The sequence below is a fragment of the Rhizobiales bacterium NRL2 genome, assembly GCA_001664005.1.
GTDB lineage: Bacteria > Pseudomonadota > Alphaproteobacteria > Minwuiales > Minwuiaceae > Minwuia.
In genome coordinates this window covers 2,736,169-2,753,560 of the sequence record CP016093.1, presented here as the reverse complement: position 1 = coordinate 2,753,560, position 17,392 = coordinate 2,736,169, and the positions used below count along the sequence as shown (strand labels likewise).

Genomic DNA, 17,392 nt, shown 5'->3' with positions numbered 1-17,392 from the left:
GTCATTCCCCTCGGGCATGTTGCCTGTCCGTCCTTGACCGATGGGGAGAGATCATATGCTGACCAGATTCCTGATGCCGGCGATCGGGGCCGTACTGGCCCTGTCCGTCAGCGTGGCCGCAGCCAAGGAGCTGCGCTTCGCCCACCAGTTCCCGACGTCGCATTTCGCGGTCAAGCTGGTCATCGATCCCTTTGCCGCGGGCGTTGCCGAGAAGACCGGCGGCGAACTCACCATGAAGATCTTTCCCGCGGAGCAGCTCGCCAAGGCTTCCGGCCTGCTGGACGCGGTGCGCAACCGCGTGGCGGACGTCGCTTTCGTGGGCGTCACCTATGTGACCGAGAAGATGCCGCTGACCAGCGTCGTCGAACTGCCGGGCCTCGTGAACAACGTCGCCCGCGGTTACCATGCCTTCCAGACCGTGACGCAGGAGCGGATCGCCGAGCTGGAGCACCAGCCCCAGGGCGTGAAGCCGATATTCGTCGCGCTGACGCCGCCCTACCAGTTCGTCCTGCGCGACACCGAAACGCTGGATTCGGTCGATCAGCTCGCCGGCAAGAAACTTCGCGTGCCGGGCGCGACCGGCGCTCTGGCGGTCGAATCCGTGGGCGGTGTCGCCGTGCAGATCCCCAGTTCCGACCTCTATGTCGGTCTCGATCGCGGCACGGTCGATGGCGCGATATCGACCTCGGCTTCCGTCAACTCGCTGAAGCTCAATGAGGTGACCAGCCTGATCACGACCAACGCCGCCATGGGCACGGTGGCCTTCGTCCTGTTCGTCAACAGCGACGTCTGGGAGGAACTGAGCGAAAGCCAGCGCGCCGCGGTGCAGGAAGTGGGCACCGCCGTCGGTGCAAGGGGCGCGGCGGTCATGGATGGCGTGGTCGACAAGGCCTACAAGGCGCTGGGCGACGCCGGCATGAACGTGGTCGCCATGCCCGATCCGATGGTCGCCGAGCTGAACGGGCGGCTGAAGGCGGTCGAGACCAAGTGGCTGGAAGACGTCGGCGCCCGCAATCCGGCGGCCGGCGAAATCCTTGAGCGGTTCAAGGCGCTGCTCGCCGAATGACCGCCGTCCCGGCGCCGCACGGCCAGGCGGTCCGGTGCTGAGACGTCTGCGCGCCGGGCTGGCGAGGGTGGAGGCCGTCATGGCCGCCCTTGCCGGACTGTCGCTCGTGATGATGATGCTGTCGATCTCGGCGGACGCCGCCGGCCGCTATCTCTTCGACCGGCCGGTGCAGGGCGCCTATGAGATGACCGGCCTCTACTTCATGGTGATGGCGGTCTTCCTGATGCTCTCGGTCAACCACGCGGGCGACCATCACGTGCGTCTCGACGCTGCCGCAGGCTGGCTGCGGCGGAAACTGGGGCGATTCTATGACCGTCTGCTGGCGCTGGCCGCTCTGGCGGCGTTCCTGCCGCTGGCCTGGGCGGCGACGGAGGAAGGCGTCGAGCGCCTGCTGGCTCAGGATCTCACCTTCGGCCCGATCGCCTTCCCGCTGTATCTCAGCTACATCTGGATGCCGATCGGCGTGCTGGCGCTCGTGTTCAGGCTGGCGCTCGACGTGGCGCAGCCGCCGGAAGACGGGAAAGAGGCCGAATGATCGCCGAGGCTCTGGCCGGCATCGGCCTGCTGTTCGCGCTGCTGCTGTTCGGGTTGCCGGTCGCCTTCGCGCTGCTGGCCGCGGGCACCGTCGGGATCTGGCTGGCCGTGGGGTCCGCCCCGCTGATGGGCGTGCTCAAGTCCGCCCCCTATGAACACGTCGCCAGCTACACGCTCTCGACGCTGCCCATGTTCATTCTCATGGCCGAGTATCTGACGGCGGGCCGGTTCACGCGCGACATCTTCAACCTCGCCTATACCTGGATGGGTCATCTGCGCGGCGGCGTCAGCTACGCGGCGGTCGCCGGCGGCGTGATCCTGGCGGCGATCTCCGGCTCCAGCACGGCGGCGGCCAGCACGCTCGCCGGCGCGGCCTATCCCGAGATGCGGCGCTACGGCTACCAGCGGGGCTTCGCCACGGCCACGCTGGCCGTCGTCGGCACGCTCGCCATCATGATCCCGCCCAGCCTGGGGCTGGTGCTCTACGGCCTGTTCACCGAGACATCGGTGGGCCGCCTGCTTGTCGCCGGCCTGCTGCCGGGCGTGGTGACGGGCCTGGGCTATGTGCTGACGATCCATGTCATGGTGCGCCGGAAGCCGGACATCGCGCCGACCGCACCGGAACCGGCGTCCGCTGCAGCGCGGCTTTCGGCGGCGCGCGCCGTCTGGCCGGTCCTGCTGCTGCTGGGGGCGATGGTCTTCGCGCTCTATTCGGGCATCATCACGCCGACGGAAGTGGGCGCGGTGGGCGCGCTCATGGCGCTGCTTGTCGCCGTGGCCGCCGGACGGTGCGGCTTTCGCGAACTTGCCGCGGCGACGATGCGCGGCGCGCGGGTGAGCGCCATGGTCATGACCATCGTCGCCTTCGCCGCAGTGTTCGGCGTCTTTCTGACCATGACCGGGGTGACTTCTGACCTGATCGAGGCGATCCGCAGCGCGGGGGTCAACCGCTGGCTGGTGCTGGTGATGGTCCTGCTTTTGCTGCTCGTACTCGGGTTCTTCCTGGACCAGCTCGCCATATTGCTGCTGACGCTGCCGCTTACCTTTCCGTTGCTGACCGAACTCGGCTTCGATCCGATCTGGATGGGCGTGGTGTTCGTCAAGACTGCGGAGATCGGACTGGTGACCCCGCCCATGGGCATGAACGTCTTCGTGGTCAGCGGCGTCACCAGGGTGCCGGTCGCCGAGATCTATCGCGGCGTCTGGCCCTTCGTCGCGACGGAACTCGGGGTGCTGACGCTGCTTGTCGCCCTGCCCGGCCTTTCGACCTTCCTCCCCGGCGTGATCTTCGGCTGACGCCGGCTGCTGTCACGGTGGCCATGCGCGCACAGGCTTTGCGCGGGGTCGCCCGGACGGACAGAATGCGCGCATCTTGAAAGGGGAGATCAGGATGACCGAACTGCAGCACATCATCTACCAGGTGGCCGACGGCCGCGCGCGCATCACGCTGAACCGGCCGGAGAAGCGGAACGCGCTGTCGATCCCGCTGCTGGAGGAACTCAACCGCGCACTCTGGGAAGCGGACAACGACAAGCGCGTGCATTGCGTCGTGCTGCGGGGCAACGGTCCGTCCTTTTCTTCCGGCTACGATCTGACGCCGGGTCAGAACAGCCGGGTGCAGGGCCTGGATCCGGAAGGCCAGTACCGCGATGGCGGCATATACGCCGACCCGACCATCGACGACGACATCTGGCGCCTGGAGCAGGCCCAGCGCCTGCGCATGTCGATCTTCGACATGCACAAGCCGGTCATCGCCCAGGTGCACGGACACTGCCTGGCCGGCGGTTCGGATCTGGCGCTGCTCTGCGACATCATCATCGCCGCCGAGGACGCCACCATCGGCTTTCCGCCGGCGCGCGACCTGGGCTCGCTGCCCAACCAGATGTGGCTCTACAACTGCGGGCCGCAGTGGGCGAAGCGGCTGCTGCTGACCGGCGATACGGTCACCGGCGAGGAAGCGGCGCTGATCGGGCTGGTGCTGAAGGCCGTGCCCGGTGACATGCTGGAGGCGGAGGTCGAGGGTCTGGCCGACCGGATGGCGAAGATCGATCCGGACCTGCTGACGGCCAACAAGCGCATCGTCAATCTGGGCATCGAGCTGATGGGCGGGCGGACGCTGCAGCGGATCGCCGCCGAGAATGACGCCCGCGCTCATCTGGCGCCGGGCACGCAGGCCTTCCGCAAGGCCGCGCGCGAAAAGGGGCTGAAGGCGGCGCTGCAGGGCCGCGACAGCGGCTTCGGCGACGGCCGCGCCCGGGTGCGCGGGCCCGAGGTTCGCGACAAGGACGGGCGTCTGGTCTGAGACCCGGTTGTCCGCCGCGCGGTGGCGGTTAGTATGACGCCAGCATCTTGGGGGAGGGGCCGAGTGAGCTTCGAAAACATCGACGTCGTCGTGACCGGCGGCACCGGCGATCTGGGGCAGGCCGTCGTCGGCCTGCTGCTGGCGCAGGGCGCGATCTGTCACATTCCGAACCTGATCGCCGCCGAACTGGAGAGCTTCGCCCATCGCGGTCATGAACGTGTGCGTATCATCGAGGGCGTGGACCTGACCGACGCCGGCCAGGTCGCGGCCTTCTATGAGGGATTGCCGGCGATCGGCGCATCCATCCATCTGGCGGGCGGTTTCCTGTTCGCGCCAGTGGCGGAGACCAGCGCGGCGGATTTCGAGAAGCAGTGGCGCATGAACGCCCAGACCTGCTTTCACTGCTGCCAGGCGGCGATCGCGACCTTCCGCGGCCAGGACGGGGGCGGGCGCATCGTCAACGTGACGGCGCGGCCCGGCCTGGAACCGAGGCAGGGCGCGAGCATGGCCGCCTACACGGCGGCGAAGGCGGCGGTGGCGGCGCTGACTGAGGCGCTGGCCGAGGAGACGGCGAAGGAAGACATCCTGATCAACGCCGTGGCGCCGTCGATCCTGGACACGCCGGCCAACCGCTCGGCAATGCCGAAGGCCGATCACGGCCAGTGGCCGAAGCTGGAGGAGGTGGCGCGGACCATCGTCTTCCTGGCCGGCCCCGACAACCGCGTGACCCGCGGCGGGCTGGTGCCCGTCTATGGCCGCTTCTGAGGAGATCGAACGACATGACCGCTCCGTTGCCCAATTTCTCGATTGACCTGACCGGCCAGACCGCGATCGTGACCGGCGCATCCTCTGGCCTCGGCCTGCGGTTCGCGAAGGTGCTGGCGGCCGCCGGCGCGAAGGTGGCGCTGACCGCGCGCCGGGTCGAACGGCTGGAGGAACTGGCGGCCGAAATCCGCAAGGCCGGCGGGACGGCCGCGCCCTTCGCTCTGGACGTCACCGACGCCGAGCAGCTCAAGGCCATCGTGCCGCAGGTTGAGGCCGAACTCGGCGTGCCCACGATCCTAGTGAACAATGCTGGCATTCCCGACGCCCAGTGGGCGACGAAGATGTCGACGGACCTGATCGACGGGGTGCTGGACACCAATGTCCGGGCGCCGTGGATCCTGTCCTGCGAGGTCGCGCGGCGGCTGATCGAGGTGAAATCGCCCGGCCGCATCGTGAACATTTCCTCGGCCGGAGCGTTCAACTACCGCGGCCAGGGCGCGGCGCTCTATTCGGTCAGCAAGGCGGCGGTGATCCGCATGACCGAGGCGCTGGCCGTGGAATGGGCGCGCTTCAACATCAACGTCAACGCCATCGCGCCGGGCGCCTTCGCCTCGGAGATGATGGACGGCATGCTCTCGCGCATGGGCGACATCACCAAGGGCTTCCCGCGCGGGCGGCTGGGCGATCCGTCACAGCTCGACAGTTCGCTGCTCTATTTCTGCTCGCCGTCGTCCGATTTCGTGACCGGCACCTATGTGCGGGTGGACGACGGCCAGCACCAGCGTTGATCGCGCGTTCAGGTCCCGAAGCGGTAGCCGAGCGACGCCATGCAGTCCTCGTAGGCGCGCTCGCGGGCGAAGCCGAAAGCATCGGCATCCATGGGCAGTTCCGACCGCTCGCCGATGGTCAGCAGGCCCTCGTTGCGGCAATGGGCCTGGTCGTTCTCGAATTGCGCTGCGGTGGCCGTCGGATGGTTCCAGTCGCGCTCGGCGGACGCGCAGGCGGCGAGGCCCAGGATCAGGGCGGTGAGGGCGGCGATACGCATGGGATTGTCTCCTCTTGTTGCGTCGTTACCGCACCACATGGGCATTTCCGGCGGCCAGCGAAGGGGTAGGATGGAAACGCGCCGACGAGAGCAGGCGACGAGGGAGGCAAGTAAATGACGGAACGGCTGGGACTGACCGAGGCGCGCAAGGTGGTGGACGCCATGCTGGCGGCGGCGGCGGAGCGCGGTCTGGTGATGGCGGCAGCGGTGGTCGACGCCGGGGGCGACCTGATCCATCTCTCGCGCATGGACGGCGGCTCGGCGCTGAACGCGCGGATGAGTCACAACAAGGCCTATACGGCCGTGAAATGGCGGCGCGACACCAAGGTGCTGAAGGAGCGGCTGTTCGACATGGGACTGGGCGAGGAACGCCGCGACATCGCCTGGTTCGGCGATCCCATGTACACGCCCGTCTGGGGCGGTATCCTGCTGAAATCCGCCGCCGGCGACGTCCTGGGCGCCCTGGGCGAGAGCGGCGGCACGCCCGAACAGGACCAGGAAATCGGCCGCGTCGGCGCACGGGTCTTCGCCGAACTCTGATCCGCTCCGGTCCCACTCGTCACGCCGCAATCTTTCCGTCGGTCACTTAACAATCAGGCAAGATTTGGCGGTTATTGACGATCCGGAATATTGATCCGGAGGCGAGTTTCATGAAGATCAGATGGACCATCAGGAACAGGATGCTGCTGTTGTCGATGGCGGCGGTGATGGCCATTGCGGTGCTTGGCGTGAACCAATATTTCGCCTCATCTTCGGTGCAGACGAAGACACGCCAGGCCGCCGAACTCAGCCGTTCCATCGCCATGGTCAGCCAGGCGCGGCTGGAGAACGTCGCCATGCTGCTGGCGGCGATGGACTCGATCATCGACAAGACCGAGGGCCAGGTCCAGCCCGAACGGGCCGAGGTCATCGACGCGGCGGTCGCCTATCTCGGCGAGAACCTGCCGGCGATCGAATCCCTCGGGCGCGAGTTGGGCGCCGAGGACGCGGCGGGCACATTGGCGGCGGACTTCGGGGACGTGACGACGGCGATCCGGACCGATCTGCGGCAGGCGATCGAAAGCGGCGCCAGCGAGGCCGAATTCGCGCGCATCGACGATGTCGTCGATCAGGCCGGCGACCGCCTGGGCGCTTCCCTCGCCACGATCGAGGCCAGGGGCCAGGCCTTGCTGAATCAACGGCTGTCCGAGGCCGGCAGCGCGATCGACGGCTCCCTGACGGAATCCATCGTGACCGCGCTCGTGGCAATGCTGATCATCCTGCCTCTGGCGGCCTTCATCACGACCGGGATTGTCCGCGCTCTGGAGGCACTGTCGGTGACGATGCGGCGGCTGGCCGACGGCGATCTGGACGTCGAGGTGCCGCGCACGGGCCGCGCCGACGAACTGGGCCGGATGGCAGATACGGTGCTGGTCTTCAAGGAAAACGCCCTCGAAGTGAAGCGGTTGCATGTCGATCAGGAGAGCCAGCTGCGCGCCGCGTCCGAGGAGCGCCGCCAGGCGCGCCTCAGCCTGTCCGGCGAGTTCGATTCCTCGGTCAGGGTGGTGGTCGACAACGTCACCGGCGCCGTGACCGAGATGCGGGGCACGTCCATGCAGCTTGTCGACGTCGCCAGCCAGGCGCTCGATGAAACCGGCGCAGTGACCGAGTCGTCGGAGCGCACAAGCGCGGCGGTCGAAGCCGTCGCGGCCGCGGCGGAGGAGCTGAGCTGCTCGATCTCCGAGATCAATCGCCGCCTGGCGGATTCGGTGCAGATGACCAAGGGCGCGACCGAAACCGCGCAGAACACCAGCCAGCGGGTCAAGTCGCTGGCCGAGGCGGCCGATCGCATCGGCGCCGTCGTCGGCCTGATCCAGGACATCGCCGGCCAGACCAATCTGCTGGCGCTGAATGCCACCATCGAGGCCGCCCGCGCCGGCGAGGCGGGGAAGGGCTTTGCCGTCGTCGCCTCGGAGGTCAAGACCCTGGCCAACCAGACCGCGCGCGCGACCGAGGACATCGGCGAGCAGATCGCCGCCATCCAGGGCGCGACCAACGAGGCTGTGGCCGCCATCGCCCGCATCGCCGAGACCACCCGCGAAGTGGATTCGGTCACCTCCTCCATCGCCGCGGCGGTCGAGGAACAGGGGGCGGCCACCCACGAGATCTCGCGGAGCGCGCAGGAGGCCGCGTCGGCGGTGCAGGAGACAGTGCAGACCATCCGGTCGATTCATGCCCGGATCGACGAGACCGGGGCTTCTGTCCGGGTCGTCTCCGACGCGGCGGCCAACCTGAACGGCCAGTTCGATTCCCTGAACGGTCAGGTTTCCACCTTCCTGGAACGCATCCGGGCCGCCTGATCAGCGGCATCGCCGGCGCCGGACTCGCGCTTGGCGCGGGATCGGTTACCATGGCTGCCTGAAGAGGGGATGGGACCCTGGGTCTCCGTCCCCCCAGGCCATGGCCGGAGCGGAGGAGCGTGGACCATGAAGATCGAGGGCGGATGCTATTGTGGTGAGGTGCGCTACGAATCCACCGGCGAGCCGACGGCGGCGATCCAGTGCCATTGCCGTGAGTGCCAGTACATCACCGGCGGCAATCCCAACGCGATCATGATCGTGCCCGCCGACGGCTTCCGCTTCACGAAGGGCGAGCCGAAGGCATTCGCCCGCAGCGACCTGGAGCGGCCCGTCACGCGGCTGTTCTGCCCGACCTGCGGCACCGCCATCGGCACCCGGACGCCGAACCGCCCCGACTCCTTCATCATCAAGATCGGCACCCTGGACGATCCGTCGATCTTCAAGCCGCAGGCGGCGATCTTCACTATCGACCGCCAGCCCTTCCATCACATTCCCGACGGCATGCCGCAGTTCGAACGGCGGCCGGGCTAGGTCCGGTTCAGCCCGCGGGGTCCGGCAGGGGCGACACCAGCCGCTTCAGGCAGCGCAGCGCGAAGCAGGAGCGGGTGTGGCGGATGCCGGGGATGCGGTAGAGCCTTTCTCTCAGGAATTTCTCGTAGCCCTCTGTACTGTCGACGGCGACGCGGATGAAATAGTCGTACTCGCCCGTGGTCAGATAAGCCTCGATGACCTCCGGGCACTCGGCCAGAGCCTGGCCGAAACGCTCGATGATGTCGTCGTCGTGCCGCTCCAGCGTGACCTCGATGATGATGGTCTGGTGCAATCCCAGCTTCCGCGCGTCGAGAACCGCGGCGTAGCCCTCGATGACGCCTTCGTCCTCCATGCGACGGACCCGCTGCCAGCAGGGGCTGGCCGACAGCCCCACCCTTTCGCCGAGCTGCGCGCTGGTCAGCCGGCCATTCAGGGCGAGCTCGCGGAGAATGCGGCGGTCGATATCGTCCAGCGCGCGGGGCTTCGCTGATCTCATGACGTTGCTCCGGATCAAATTATTCTTCTGAAATTTCCTTCTACCACGATCGGAAATTCTTCATTCACATGATATTCCCGCAAGTTCGAAAACTCATTTCGGGGCTTCGGGCCTATGGTCTGCGTACATTCCCTGAGGAGTAGACCATGCACGCGCTTCGTTTCACCACCGACCGGCCGATGGACACATTTCCGCGCGCCCTCGACCAGCTGCGGCGGATGGGATTCGATCTGCACCGGGCGGTCATCGCGGATGCGATGACGGAACGTGCGCGGGTCCGGTTCATGTTCTCGGGCGGCAAGGCGGGCGCGGCGGCGACCTTGCGGGACCGGGTCGCCGGCATGCCGGGCGTCGTCGACGCGAGTCTCTGCTCGCTCGCCCGCGACGCTGCCGAGGCGGCCTGACACCGTTCTGCGCATGTAGCCCCATTCTCATGGAATAATTCGAGGTCCCCTTCGTCGTACGTACAGAAGTGGTGTCCCCGTTGCGGGGATGACGAAGGGCATTCGATGAATCGATTGAAACTTTCCGGAAATGGTCGGGCGGCGCAGATATCGCCCAGCCGGCGGCGCTTGCGCGGATGGGCCCGATCGCGGCGCCCTGCCGGTGGACGCCACGCTGTATCGCATCGGATGGCCTTCGGAGGAGTGGACGTGTCGCAACAGCCGGACAGGAACCGGGAAGCCCAGGACGATCTCGAGCTGTGGATGCGGACGGAACTCGAGGCGCTCTACAACGACGTCCTGGAGGATCCCCTGCCGCCGCAGATGGCGGAGCTTCTGGCTCAGATCGAGAAGAAGAGGCGTGGGGGCGGATCAGGCGGCAGCGACGCCGATGCCTGACGCCGGCCCGAACGCCGCGTTGCGTTGCAAGGGAGTACAACAGAAAAATGAACAATGAGAACCGGCTGGTTGCGCGCAACCTGCCCTATCTGCGCCGCTACGCGCGCGCCCTTACCGGCTCGCAGACGCGCGGCGACCGTTATGTCGTTCTCTGCCTGGAGGCCATGCTCTGCGACGCCGAAGCCGGCACGCCGCCGCCCGCAAGCCGCGTTGAACTCTACAGACGCTTCCACAATGCGTGGGAGCGGACGGGCCCGATCCACGCGGAACCGGGTTCAGGCGGGGAACCGGCTGGCCGGGGAGCCGACACCTATCTTCAGGCCCTCGCCGAACACAAGCGCCAGGCTCTGCTGCTGACGGCGATCGACGGCTTTTCGACCGAGGAGACTGCGCGCATCCTCGACCGCCCGGAGGAGGATGTGGGCCGGCTGCTGCAACTCGCCTACGACGATCTGCAGAACCAGACGGCGACGACGGCGCTGGTGATCGAGGACGAACCGATCATCGCGGTCGATATCGTCGGCATCGTCGAGGAAATGGGCCACAGGGTCGTGGGCACCGCCGCCACCCGGGACGAGGCCGTGGCCATCGCCCGGCGGACCAATCCCGGCATCGTCATGGCCGACATCGAACTGGGCGACGGCAGTTCAGGCATCGACGCCGTGGAAGACATTCTGGACGCCCTGGATGTGCCGGTGATCTTCGTGACCGCCTATCCCGAGCGCCTGCTGAGCGGGCAGGGGCGGGAGCCGGCCTTTCTCGTCACCAAGCCCTTCGAGCCGGAGACGCTCAGGGTGACCATCTATCACGCGCTGATGGCCGCGCCCGCCGGCAGGCAGGCGGCCTAGTCCGCCATCGCGAGGCGGGGATCAGTGATCGGTTCGCGGCTGGCGTCCTGGTGGCTGCGCGGCGCATTGCGTCAGCGCCTGGCCGTCGTGCTCGCTCTCGTGTTGCTGCCGCCGGTGACGCTCAGCGTCTATCTTGCCTGGGACGCCTATGACGAACATACCCGGCGGGCGCGGCTGTCGGTCAAGCAGTTCGCCCTGCTGGCGGCGACCTATGAGAGAAAGTCGTTCGAGGACACCCGTTCGGCCTTGCAGCGCGTCATTCGGGAAACGCCGCTCGATGCCCCGGATTATGTCTGTGAAGAGGTCTTCTCGCGGGCGCTCGAGAACACGCCCGAGTTTGCCGGTCTCGGTTTCTTCTCGCCAACGGGCGGACGCATCTGCGGCCGGGAAATGAGCATGAGCGACGCCTCCGGGCGGTCATGGTTCGCCGACGTCCGGCGTTACCGCGGTTTCACGATCAGCGATTACACCTTCGTGCCGGATTCGAACGATCCGGTGATCGTCGTCGCCCACGCCGTCTATGATGACGAAGGACGCTTTCGCGGCGTCCTGGCGGCATCGCTGCGCCTTCACTGGCTGAGTTCCTTTCTCCGGCAGGCGCAATTGCCGGCAGAGGGCGTCGCCTTCCTGCTCGACAGCCGGGGGCGGGTGCTCGCCGGATCCGACCTGTCGATGGACGATACGGACGCCGCCCTGGCGCGATGGAATGCGGAGGCGGAAGGGGCCGGTTCCTCGCCATTTTCCGAGACGGTGGACGCGGACCTGCGCAAGCGGATCGTGGCCCGTGGCAGCGCGGATTTCGAGGCGGTCGGCAGTGACGGAGTGCCTCGCTTCTACAGCAGCGTCGCCCTGCCGCACGGAGACGTGAGCCTGCTGTTCGGCGTGCCCAAGGCGAGCGCTCTCGGCTGGGTGGAGAAAGACATGATCACCCGCCTCGTAAGCCTGGCGGTGATCTGGCTGACGGCGGTCGCAGCTGCTTGGCTTGCCATCCAGCGGCTGGTCATCCACTGGACCTCGGATCTGCGGGCGATGAGCCAGGCATATGGCCGGGGCGACTATTCGGTCAGCCGGGATTTCACACAAGCGCCGGCGGAGCTCCGGCAACTGGGGGACACTTTGGAGGTCATGGCCCTCCGCATCCAGTCGCGGGAGGCGGAGCTGCGCGATTCCTTGGCCCAGAAGGACCTCCTGTTGCGGGAGATCCATCACCGGGTGAAGAACAATCTTCAGATTGTCACCAGCCTGCTGAACATCCACGGCAAATCGGTCACCGAGACGTCGGCGCGGCGCGCATTGGACGAGGTGAAGCTGCGTGTACGCGCCCTGACCCTGGTCCACCGCTATCTCTACGAGAGCGATGATCTTCAACTCGTCGATCTCAATTCCTTCGTCTCTGAACTGGGGCAGGCGGTGCTGGCCAGCAGCGGCGACGACCGCACCCGGATCGCGTTCGAGTGTGATATTCCCGACCTGCCAATCCTTTCGGACCGGGCGGTGCCGATCGCGCTGCTTGTGACCGAGGCGATCACCAACGCGTTGAAACATGCCTTTCCCGGCGGGCGGGCGGGCCATATCGGGCTGTCCTTCGCGATCCGGGACGACGGCACGGGCCGGCTGATCCTGATCGACGACGGCATCGGCTTCGATGTCGAGGCCGCGCGGGAGGGACTCGGCGTTCACCTGATGCACGCATTCGCCAAACAGATCGGCGGCGTACTTTCGATCGATGGCAGCGATGGCACCCGTATCGTGATGGACGTGCCGATCGCCAGCCTGGTCGGCAGCGCCGGCCGGGGCCAGGATGACGAAGGTGACGGGGCAGAGCCCGGCGCGCTGTCCGAAGCGGCGGAGTAGGCGGTCCGGACGAGGGTTCAGCGGGCGTGGCGCCGCCGGACAGGCTTGTCCCGCTCGCCGTACCCGGTCTCGGCCGCTTGCGACGGGGCTTCTTCATCCAGGCGGCGCCTGAGCGCGGCGCGTCCCCGGTTCAGCCGCGACATCACCGTGCCGATGGGCTGACCCAGTATCTCGGCGACTTCACGGTACTTGCGGCCTTCCAGGCCCGCGAGCAGCAGCACCGCGCGCTGATCTTCGGAAAGCTCGGACAAGGCGGCCAGCAGCCGATTGTATTCCAGCCGGTGCGGCTGAGTAGCGGGCTCGGCAACGGTCATCGCCTCGTCCAGCGGCACCTGCTGACCGTGGTTCTTCTCCTTGCGGATCTGATCCATGCGAACGTTGTGCAGAATGGTCAGCAGATATGATCTCAGATTGCGGACCTGACGGCCCTTGCCGATGTGGATCAGTGCCCGTTTGAGGGTCTCCTGAACCAGGTCATCGGCGCCGGTGGGGTTGCCCATCAATGCCCGGGCGTAGCGCCGCAGCACGCGGACATGAGTTTCAAGATCTTCGGGATCCGGAACGGCGCCTTCAGCGCCGTCCGAATCCTCTGTCGCGCCATCTGTCACGGCCGGGTTCCCATGGTTGAAGTGCGCCCGTTCCGGACATCGGGTGGATCCGATGACCCATCGCTGTCCTCGCGATGACAATCCTGTGGCCAACAGCCCCGCCGGCCGCTTCACCCTGCGTCGAGGAAGCGTATGTTGGCCTTCTTCGTGCCGCGGGGCGGGTTGGCTGTCGATGTCGTGAAGGAGACGTCGTCCCCGGCTTCGATGCGGCGGGCCGAAGGCTCGAATAGCCAGCGCTGCAGGACATTGCCCTCGGCGTCGACAAGTTCCGCCTCCAGAGGCGGTATCGTACGGAGCCGACGGGCCTGGTTCACGATCCTGCCCCGGAGGGTCAGCGTGCCATCCCGAACCTGCGTGTCCGTCAGTTCGATGGCCAGTCCCCGGCGCGCCATCTCATTGAACACCTCGCCCTGGCTGCGGCACGGGCGGTAAGCCGGCGAGAGGTCGCTGTAGCGGTCCACGCAGTTGCGCGAGGAGTAGCGCCGGCGCTCGACTCCCGGCCAGTTCACACCGACGCGCGCGCGGCGGACTTCACCCGTGGGGCCGACCTCGAGCTGGTAGAGGCCGGGTTGGACCCGCTGCACCGGCTCGACCAGCAGATAACCCGGATGGTCGGGGAAACGATGCACGGAAACCGGTGTCTCGAACTCGGAGAGGCGGGCCACCACCCAGCGGGATCCTTCGAGGGGCATCACGGCGGCCGGTCCATTGACCTCGCTTCGCGCCCAGGCGACACGCCACAACCTGACGCCGGCGCCGGACGCCGCCGGGTCATGGATGACGAAACGGATATCGGGCGACAGTTCGGACCGCTCGCCCCAGGTCTTGTTTTCCCATTCGGGGCTGCCGTCGAGGCGCTGGAGTTCGTCTCCGCGGATGGCGAAGACGCCAGTCTCCTCGGGCAGTTCCACGCCCGTCCGCTTCTGGAACGCGTTCTGACTGGTGCCGCAAGCGGCCAGGATCCCGGAAATAACAGCAATCAGGCCAAGGCGTTGAGCCGTCGTTTTCATTCTTGTACTCCGATGGTCGGCTGGTTTCGATGGTGATGGCGCGACAGAACGGGGCGTTCCGGCATGGACCACCCCGCGCTGTCCTTCTTGACCCGTCGCGGTCCCGAAATATTCCGATGCTCGATGGTGGTAGCGCTCGACATCCGGACGTTCCGACACGCCAAGGGCCCGGAACCCGAAGGTTCCGAGCCCAGGCCGGCCGTCGCGTTTCGGCCGATCAGTTGGCCGTCGCGCTGGTCTCCGCACCGGAGGAGGCGTTCATATCCCCATCCGGATCGACGGAGGCGTCGGCGACCGCATCGCTTTCGGCCTCGGCGTCACCGATGACGTTGGTGTTCGTCTTCGTGTCCGCCTTCGCCATGGTCTTGCCCGGCGTGTCCAGCGCCATCGACCTGCCCATCGCGTTGCTGACGGCAACATTTGCGCCGCCCTCATCGTCGAGGGACATCGCGTTGCTGTGCGACTTCGACAGGCTCAGCGCCATGTTCGGCGTGACGACGCTGTGCGTGCGCGAGAACGACCGGGCCTTCGCCGTCGGCTCGGTGGCCGCGGTTTCGTCGTCGAGCTCGGTGGCGTCCTCGTCGAGCGCGCCGGTCTCGGACTCTTCGCCCTCATCGACGCCATCGTCCGGGGCCTCGGTGTTGGCGTTGGCGGTGCCCGACGTATCGGTGTCGACCGTCGCGGTGCCGTCGCCGGTCACGTCGGCGGTGCCGTTCGCCTGTGCGTCGACGCCGACGTCCGTGCCGTCGACTTCGCCGCGGGCCGCTGTATCGACCGCTGCGCTGGCCGCGCCATTCTCGGTGGCGGCGTTGGCTTCGGCCGCGCCATTGGCGTTGCCGAGCTCACCCAGGTCGATCCCGGACTCGCCGTTCACCGAGGCGTTGGCTTCGCCATTGCCCTCGGCGTTGGCGTCCGCAGTTGCGCCGGCGTTCGCCTCGACACCGTCATCGCCCAGCGAGACGCTGCCGCTGGCTCCGGTCTCCGCCGAAGCCGCGGTGTCGGAGATGGCGTCGGCCGCGCCATTGGCGGTGGCATTGGCATCATCGCCGAGGGAGATGTCGATCGAGGTCTCGCCCGAAGCCGACGTGTCGCCCTCGCCGGTGACATCAGCCGCAGCGGTCGTGCCTGCATCGGCTGCGATGCCGTCCTCGCCGACGTCGATCGACGCGGTCGCGCCGCTCGAAGCGTTGGCGGAGCCGCCAGTGGTGCTCGCCGAAGCGGCGCTGTCACCGGAAGCGCTGCCGTCCAGATCGACGCTCGCGGCGGTGTCGCCTTCGGCGGAGTCGGAGACTTCGCCGGTCGCGCTCGCCGTGGAGGTCGAATCCGCATCCGCCACGGACGAGCCGTCGTCGCCCAGGCTGACGTCCGCGGAAGCGGTGGTGCCGGCGCTCGCCGCACCGCTGCCGTCGATGTCCGCGCCGGCATCGGCGCCGGAGCTGGCCACGCCCGCGCCGTCGACGGAGACATCGGCGCTGCTGTCGGTCGAGGCCGAACCGGTGCCATCGCCATCGATGCTCGCCGCCGCCGATCCGGTCGACTGCGAGCTGCCGTTGGTGCCGTCGACGGCCACCCCGGCCGAAGCGCCGGAAGCCGCGCCGACCGAACCTTCGCCGTCGACCGAGCCATCTGCGGCCGCGGAGGACCCGGCCGAATCGCCATCGCCCGCGTCGACCGAAACGCCGGCGCTGGTGTCAACGCTGGCCGAATCGCCGCTGGCGGTGCCGCTCGACACGGACTCGCCGCTCGCGCTCGCGCCATCATCCCCGACGCTCACCGACGAGCCGGCGCTCGAGGAAGCGCTCGCGGAGCCGTCACCGGAAGCGCTTGCCGACGATCCCGAGGAGGCCGAGGCCGAGACACCGGCATCGCCCGCCGACGCACCGGCATCGCCGGACGCGTCCGCGCTGGCGTCGCCACCGGCATCCGCGCCCGCATCTGCGCCAGCATCACCACCGGCATCGCCGCCGGCGCCAGCATCGCCACCGGCATCGCCGCCAGCGCCAGCATCACCACCGGCATCGCCGCCGGCGCCAGCATCGCCACCGGCATCGCCGCCAGCGCCAGCATCACCACCGGCATCGCCGCCGGCGCCAGCATCGCCACCGGCATCGCCGCCCGCCTGGGCGAGATGGAGCACGGCGCGGCCTTCAGGATCCGACGCCGTCAGTTTCTGAGACTGGATGAGATCGTTCCAGTTGTTGTCGGCCACGGCGGCAGGCTGCGCCATGCTGGCCGTTCCCACGACCAGAAGAGCAACGGCGCTTGCCGAGCCCAGCAGTTGTTTTCGGATCGATGCGTTCTTCATCAGTCCGTCTCCCAAATAGAATTGCACTCGTTGAACGGCCCATCCCGCGCCGGTCCATCGACCGGACTTCGAGGTCGTTCATTCGGGTTGACGGGGCCTGATCAGGATCATTCCAGATAAATAAAAATATCGAAGAACGGGAGGAAATTAAGAAATAAAATGCGATGAGATACGTCTGTGGCGAATTTGGTGGAATCGAGTAAGTAATAGACTACCGCGCAATCCAGTCAGGGCTGCGGCGTTTCGGCATTCGGTCGGCGAATTGGCGTCGCGTTCGGAATAGGACCGGGCTGAATGAGTCGGAGAGACAGGGAGCCTGGCGGCCGCACGCCGGGCCATCACCGCTTCAGGAGATACGGTTTCATGTTCAATCTCACTCCATCCAACCTCACGACGCTGCCTGCCCTGGCCACGATCGGGATCCTGGCGCTCGGCGCCGTCACAGGCGTTTCGATGGCGGTCGCCGGATCGGTCGAGAAGACGGGCGCCAATGCCACGTCTTCGGCCACCTCTTCGTCTTCGTCGTCGGCCTCGGCGTCCGCCAGAGCTTCCAGCTCGACGAAGCGGTCAGGCGACGGCGAATGCGAATCCAGGGCCAGCTCGAGTGCGCGCGCCGACGATGGCGAACGCAGTGTGGTCGATCATGACGAGGACGTGGCCAGGGGAGACGGCGAGGGGTGCGAGGCCTCCTCTTCGGCAACGGCGACGGTGTCGTCCGGCGAGGAAGCCTCGAAGGAATGAAACACGGCGCGGAATAACCGGGGACCAGATGAGTCGACAGCTTCAGGAACCCATGCCGCCGGCGGCCACGGCGTCTTTCCCGACGTCGGATCGGGACCGGGGATAT

The 17,392-nt window shown here is 67.2% G+C and carries 19 protein-coding genes; 14 read left to right on the top strand and 5 right to left on the bottom strand.

Annotated features, from left to right (window positions below):
• Positions 1–55: 55 nt before the first annotated feature.
• From TEF_12845 to TEF_12820, 6 genes are all read left to right on the top strand, one after another.
• On the top strand, positions 56–1,066 hold the full coding sequence (locus TEF_12845) for a hypothetical protein (protein ID ANK81580.1): 1,011 nt from the start codon (positions 56–58) through the stop codon (positions 1,064–1,066).
• 34 nt (positions 1,067–1,100) lie between these two features.
• Positions 1,101–1,601 carry a hypothetical protein gene (locus TEF_12840; GenBank protein ID ANK81579.1) on the top strand — a complete coding sequence of 167 codons (501 nt, stop codon included), beginning with the start codon at positions 1,101–1,103 and terminating at the stop codon, positions 1,599–1,601.
• Entirely contained in the window at positions 1,598–2,896 is a 1,299-nt protein-coding gene (locus tag TEF_12835) for a C4-dicarboxylate ABC transporter permease (protein ANK81578.1), read from the top strand. The genes TEF_12840 and TEF_12835 overlap by 4 nt, the downstream gene beginning before the upstream one ends.
• Before the next feature lie 94 nt (positions 2,897–2,990).
• Positions 2,991–3,902 carry an enoyl-CoA hydratase gene (locus TEF_12830; protein ID ANK81577.1) on the top strand — a complete coding sequence of 304 codons (912 nt, stop codon included), beginning with the start codon at positions 2,991–2,993 and terminating at the stop codon, positions 3,900–3,902.
• Between the two features lie 33 nt (positions 3,903–3,935).
• Complete coding sequence (locus tag TEF_12825; protein ANK81576.1) at positions 3,936–4,667, top strand: short-chain dehydrogenase; 732 nt, start codon at positions 3,936–3,938, stop codon at positions 4,665–4,667.
• 14 nt (positions 4,668–4,681) lie between these two features.
• Positions 4,682–5,455 (top strand): short-chain dehydrogenase, encoded by a 774-nt coding sequence (locus TEF_12820; protein ID ANK81575.1) that lies wholly within the window; start codon positions 4,682–4,684, stop codon positions 5,453–5,455.
• 8 nt (positions 5,456–5,463) lie between these two features.
• Here TEF_12820 and TEF_12815 read toward each other — a convergent pair whose 3' ends face one another.
• Positions 5,464–5,712: a hypothetical protein gene (locus tag TEF_12815; protein ANK81574.1), complete on the bottom strand. Its 249-nt coding sequence runs from the start codon at positions 5,710–5,712 to the stop codon at positions 5,464–5,466.
• A gap of 126 nt (positions 5,713–5,838) precedes the next feature.
• Here TEF_12815 and TEF_12810 point away from each other — a divergent pair, with 126 nt between their 5' ends.
• The 3 genes from TEF_12810 to TEF_12800 all read left to right on the top strand — a co-directional run bounded on the left by TEF_12810 (position 5,839) and on the right by TEF_12800 (position 8,582).
• Positions 5,839–6,252, top strand: a complete 414-nt coding sequence (locus TEF_12810) for a hypothetical protein (protein ANK83465.1) — start codon at positions 5,839–5,841, stop codon at positions 6,250–6,252.
• Between the two features lie 74 nt (positions 6,253–6,326).
• Positions 6,327–8,051 carry a hypothetical protein gene (locus tag TEF_12805; GenBank protein ID ANK81573.1) on the top strand — a complete coding sequence of 575 codons (1,725 nt, stop codon included), beginning with the start codon at positions 6,327–6,329 and terminating at the stop codon, positions 8,049–8,051.
• 126 nt (positions 8,052–8,177) lie between these two features.
• The gene (locus tag TEF_12800; protein ANK81572.1) at positions 8,178–8,582 is read left to right on the top strand and encodes a hypothetical protein; all 405 of its coding nucleotides are present in this window, start codon (positions 8,178–8,180) and stop codon (positions 8,580–8,582) included.
• Between the two features lie 7 nt (positions 8,583–8,589).
• On the opposite strand, the gene TEF_12795 is transcribed toward TEF_12800, so the two are convergent.
• Positions 8,590–9,078, bottom strand: a complete 489-nt coding sequence (locus TEF_12795; protein ID ANK81571.1) for an AsnC family transcriptional regulator — start codon at positions 9,076–9,078, stop codon at positions 8,590–8,592.
• 146 nt (positions 9,079–9,224) lie between these two features.
• Between TEF_12795 and TEF_12790 the strand changes: the two genes are divergently transcribed.
• The 4 genes from TEF_12790 to TEF_12775 all read left to right on the top strand — a co-directional run bounded on the left by TEF_12790 (position 9,225) and on the right by TEF_12775 (position 12,622).
• A complete protein-coding gene (locus tag TEF_12790) occupies positions 9,225–9,482 on the top strand; it encodes a hypothetical protein (protein ANK81570.1) in 258 nt (85 codons plus the stop codon).
• Positions 9,483–9,710: 228 nt separating this feature from the next.
• The gene (locus tag TEF_12785; protein ANK81569.1) at positions 9,711–9,920 is read left to right on the top strand and encodes a hypothetical protein; all 210 of its coding nucleotides are present in this window, start codon (positions 9,711–9,713) and stop codon (positions 9,918–9,920) included.
• A gap of 47 nt (positions 9,921–9,967) precedes the next feature.
• Positions 9,968–10,768 carry a hypothetical protein gene (locus TEF_12780; GenBank protein ID ANK81568.1) on the top strand — a complete coding sequence of 267 codons (801 nt, stop codon included), beginning with the start codon at positions 9,968–9,970 and terminating at the stop codon, positions 10,766–10,768.
• A gap of 24 nt (positions 10,769–10,792) precedes the next feature.
• Positions 10,793–12,622, top strand: a complete 1,830-nt coding sequence (locus tag TEF_12775) for a hypothetical protein (protein ID ANK81567.1) — start codon at positions 10,793–10,795, stop codon at positions 12,620–12,622.
• A 17-nt stretch (positions 12,623–12,639) separates the two neighbouring features.
• Here the strand turns inward: TEF_12775 and TEF_12770 are convergent, their stop codons facing one another.
• From TEF_12770 to TEF_12760, 3 genes are all read right to left on the bottom strand, one after another.
• Complete coding sequence (locus TEF_12770) at positions 12,640–13,149, bottom strand: hypothetical protein (protein ANK83464.1); 510 nt, start codon at positions 13,147–13,149, stop codon at positions 12,640–12,642.
• Positions 13,150–13,340: 191 nt separating this feature from the next.
• Positions 13,341–14,141: a hypothetical protein gene (locus TEF_12765; GenBank protein ID ANK81566.1), complete on the bottom strand. Its 801-nt coding sequence runs from the start codon at positions 14,139–14,141 to the stop codon at positions 13,341–13,343.
• 316 nt (positions 14,142–14,457) lie between these two features.
• On the bottom strand, positions 14,458–16,545 hold the full coding sequence (locus TEF_12760; GenBank protein ANK81565.1) for a hypothetical protein: 2,088 nt from the start codon (positions 16,543–16,545) through the stop codon (positions 14,458–14,460).
• 363 nt (positions 16,546–16,908) lie between these two features.
• Here TEF_12760 and TEF_12755 point away from each other — a divergent pair, with 363 nt between their 5' ends.
• Complete coding sequence (locus TEF_12755; GenBank protein ANK81564.1) at positions 16,909–17,286, top strand: hypothetical protein; 378 nt, start codon at positions 16,909–16,911, stop codon at positions 17,284–17,286.
• The last annotated feature ends 106 nt before the right edge of the window (positions 17,287–17,392 follow it).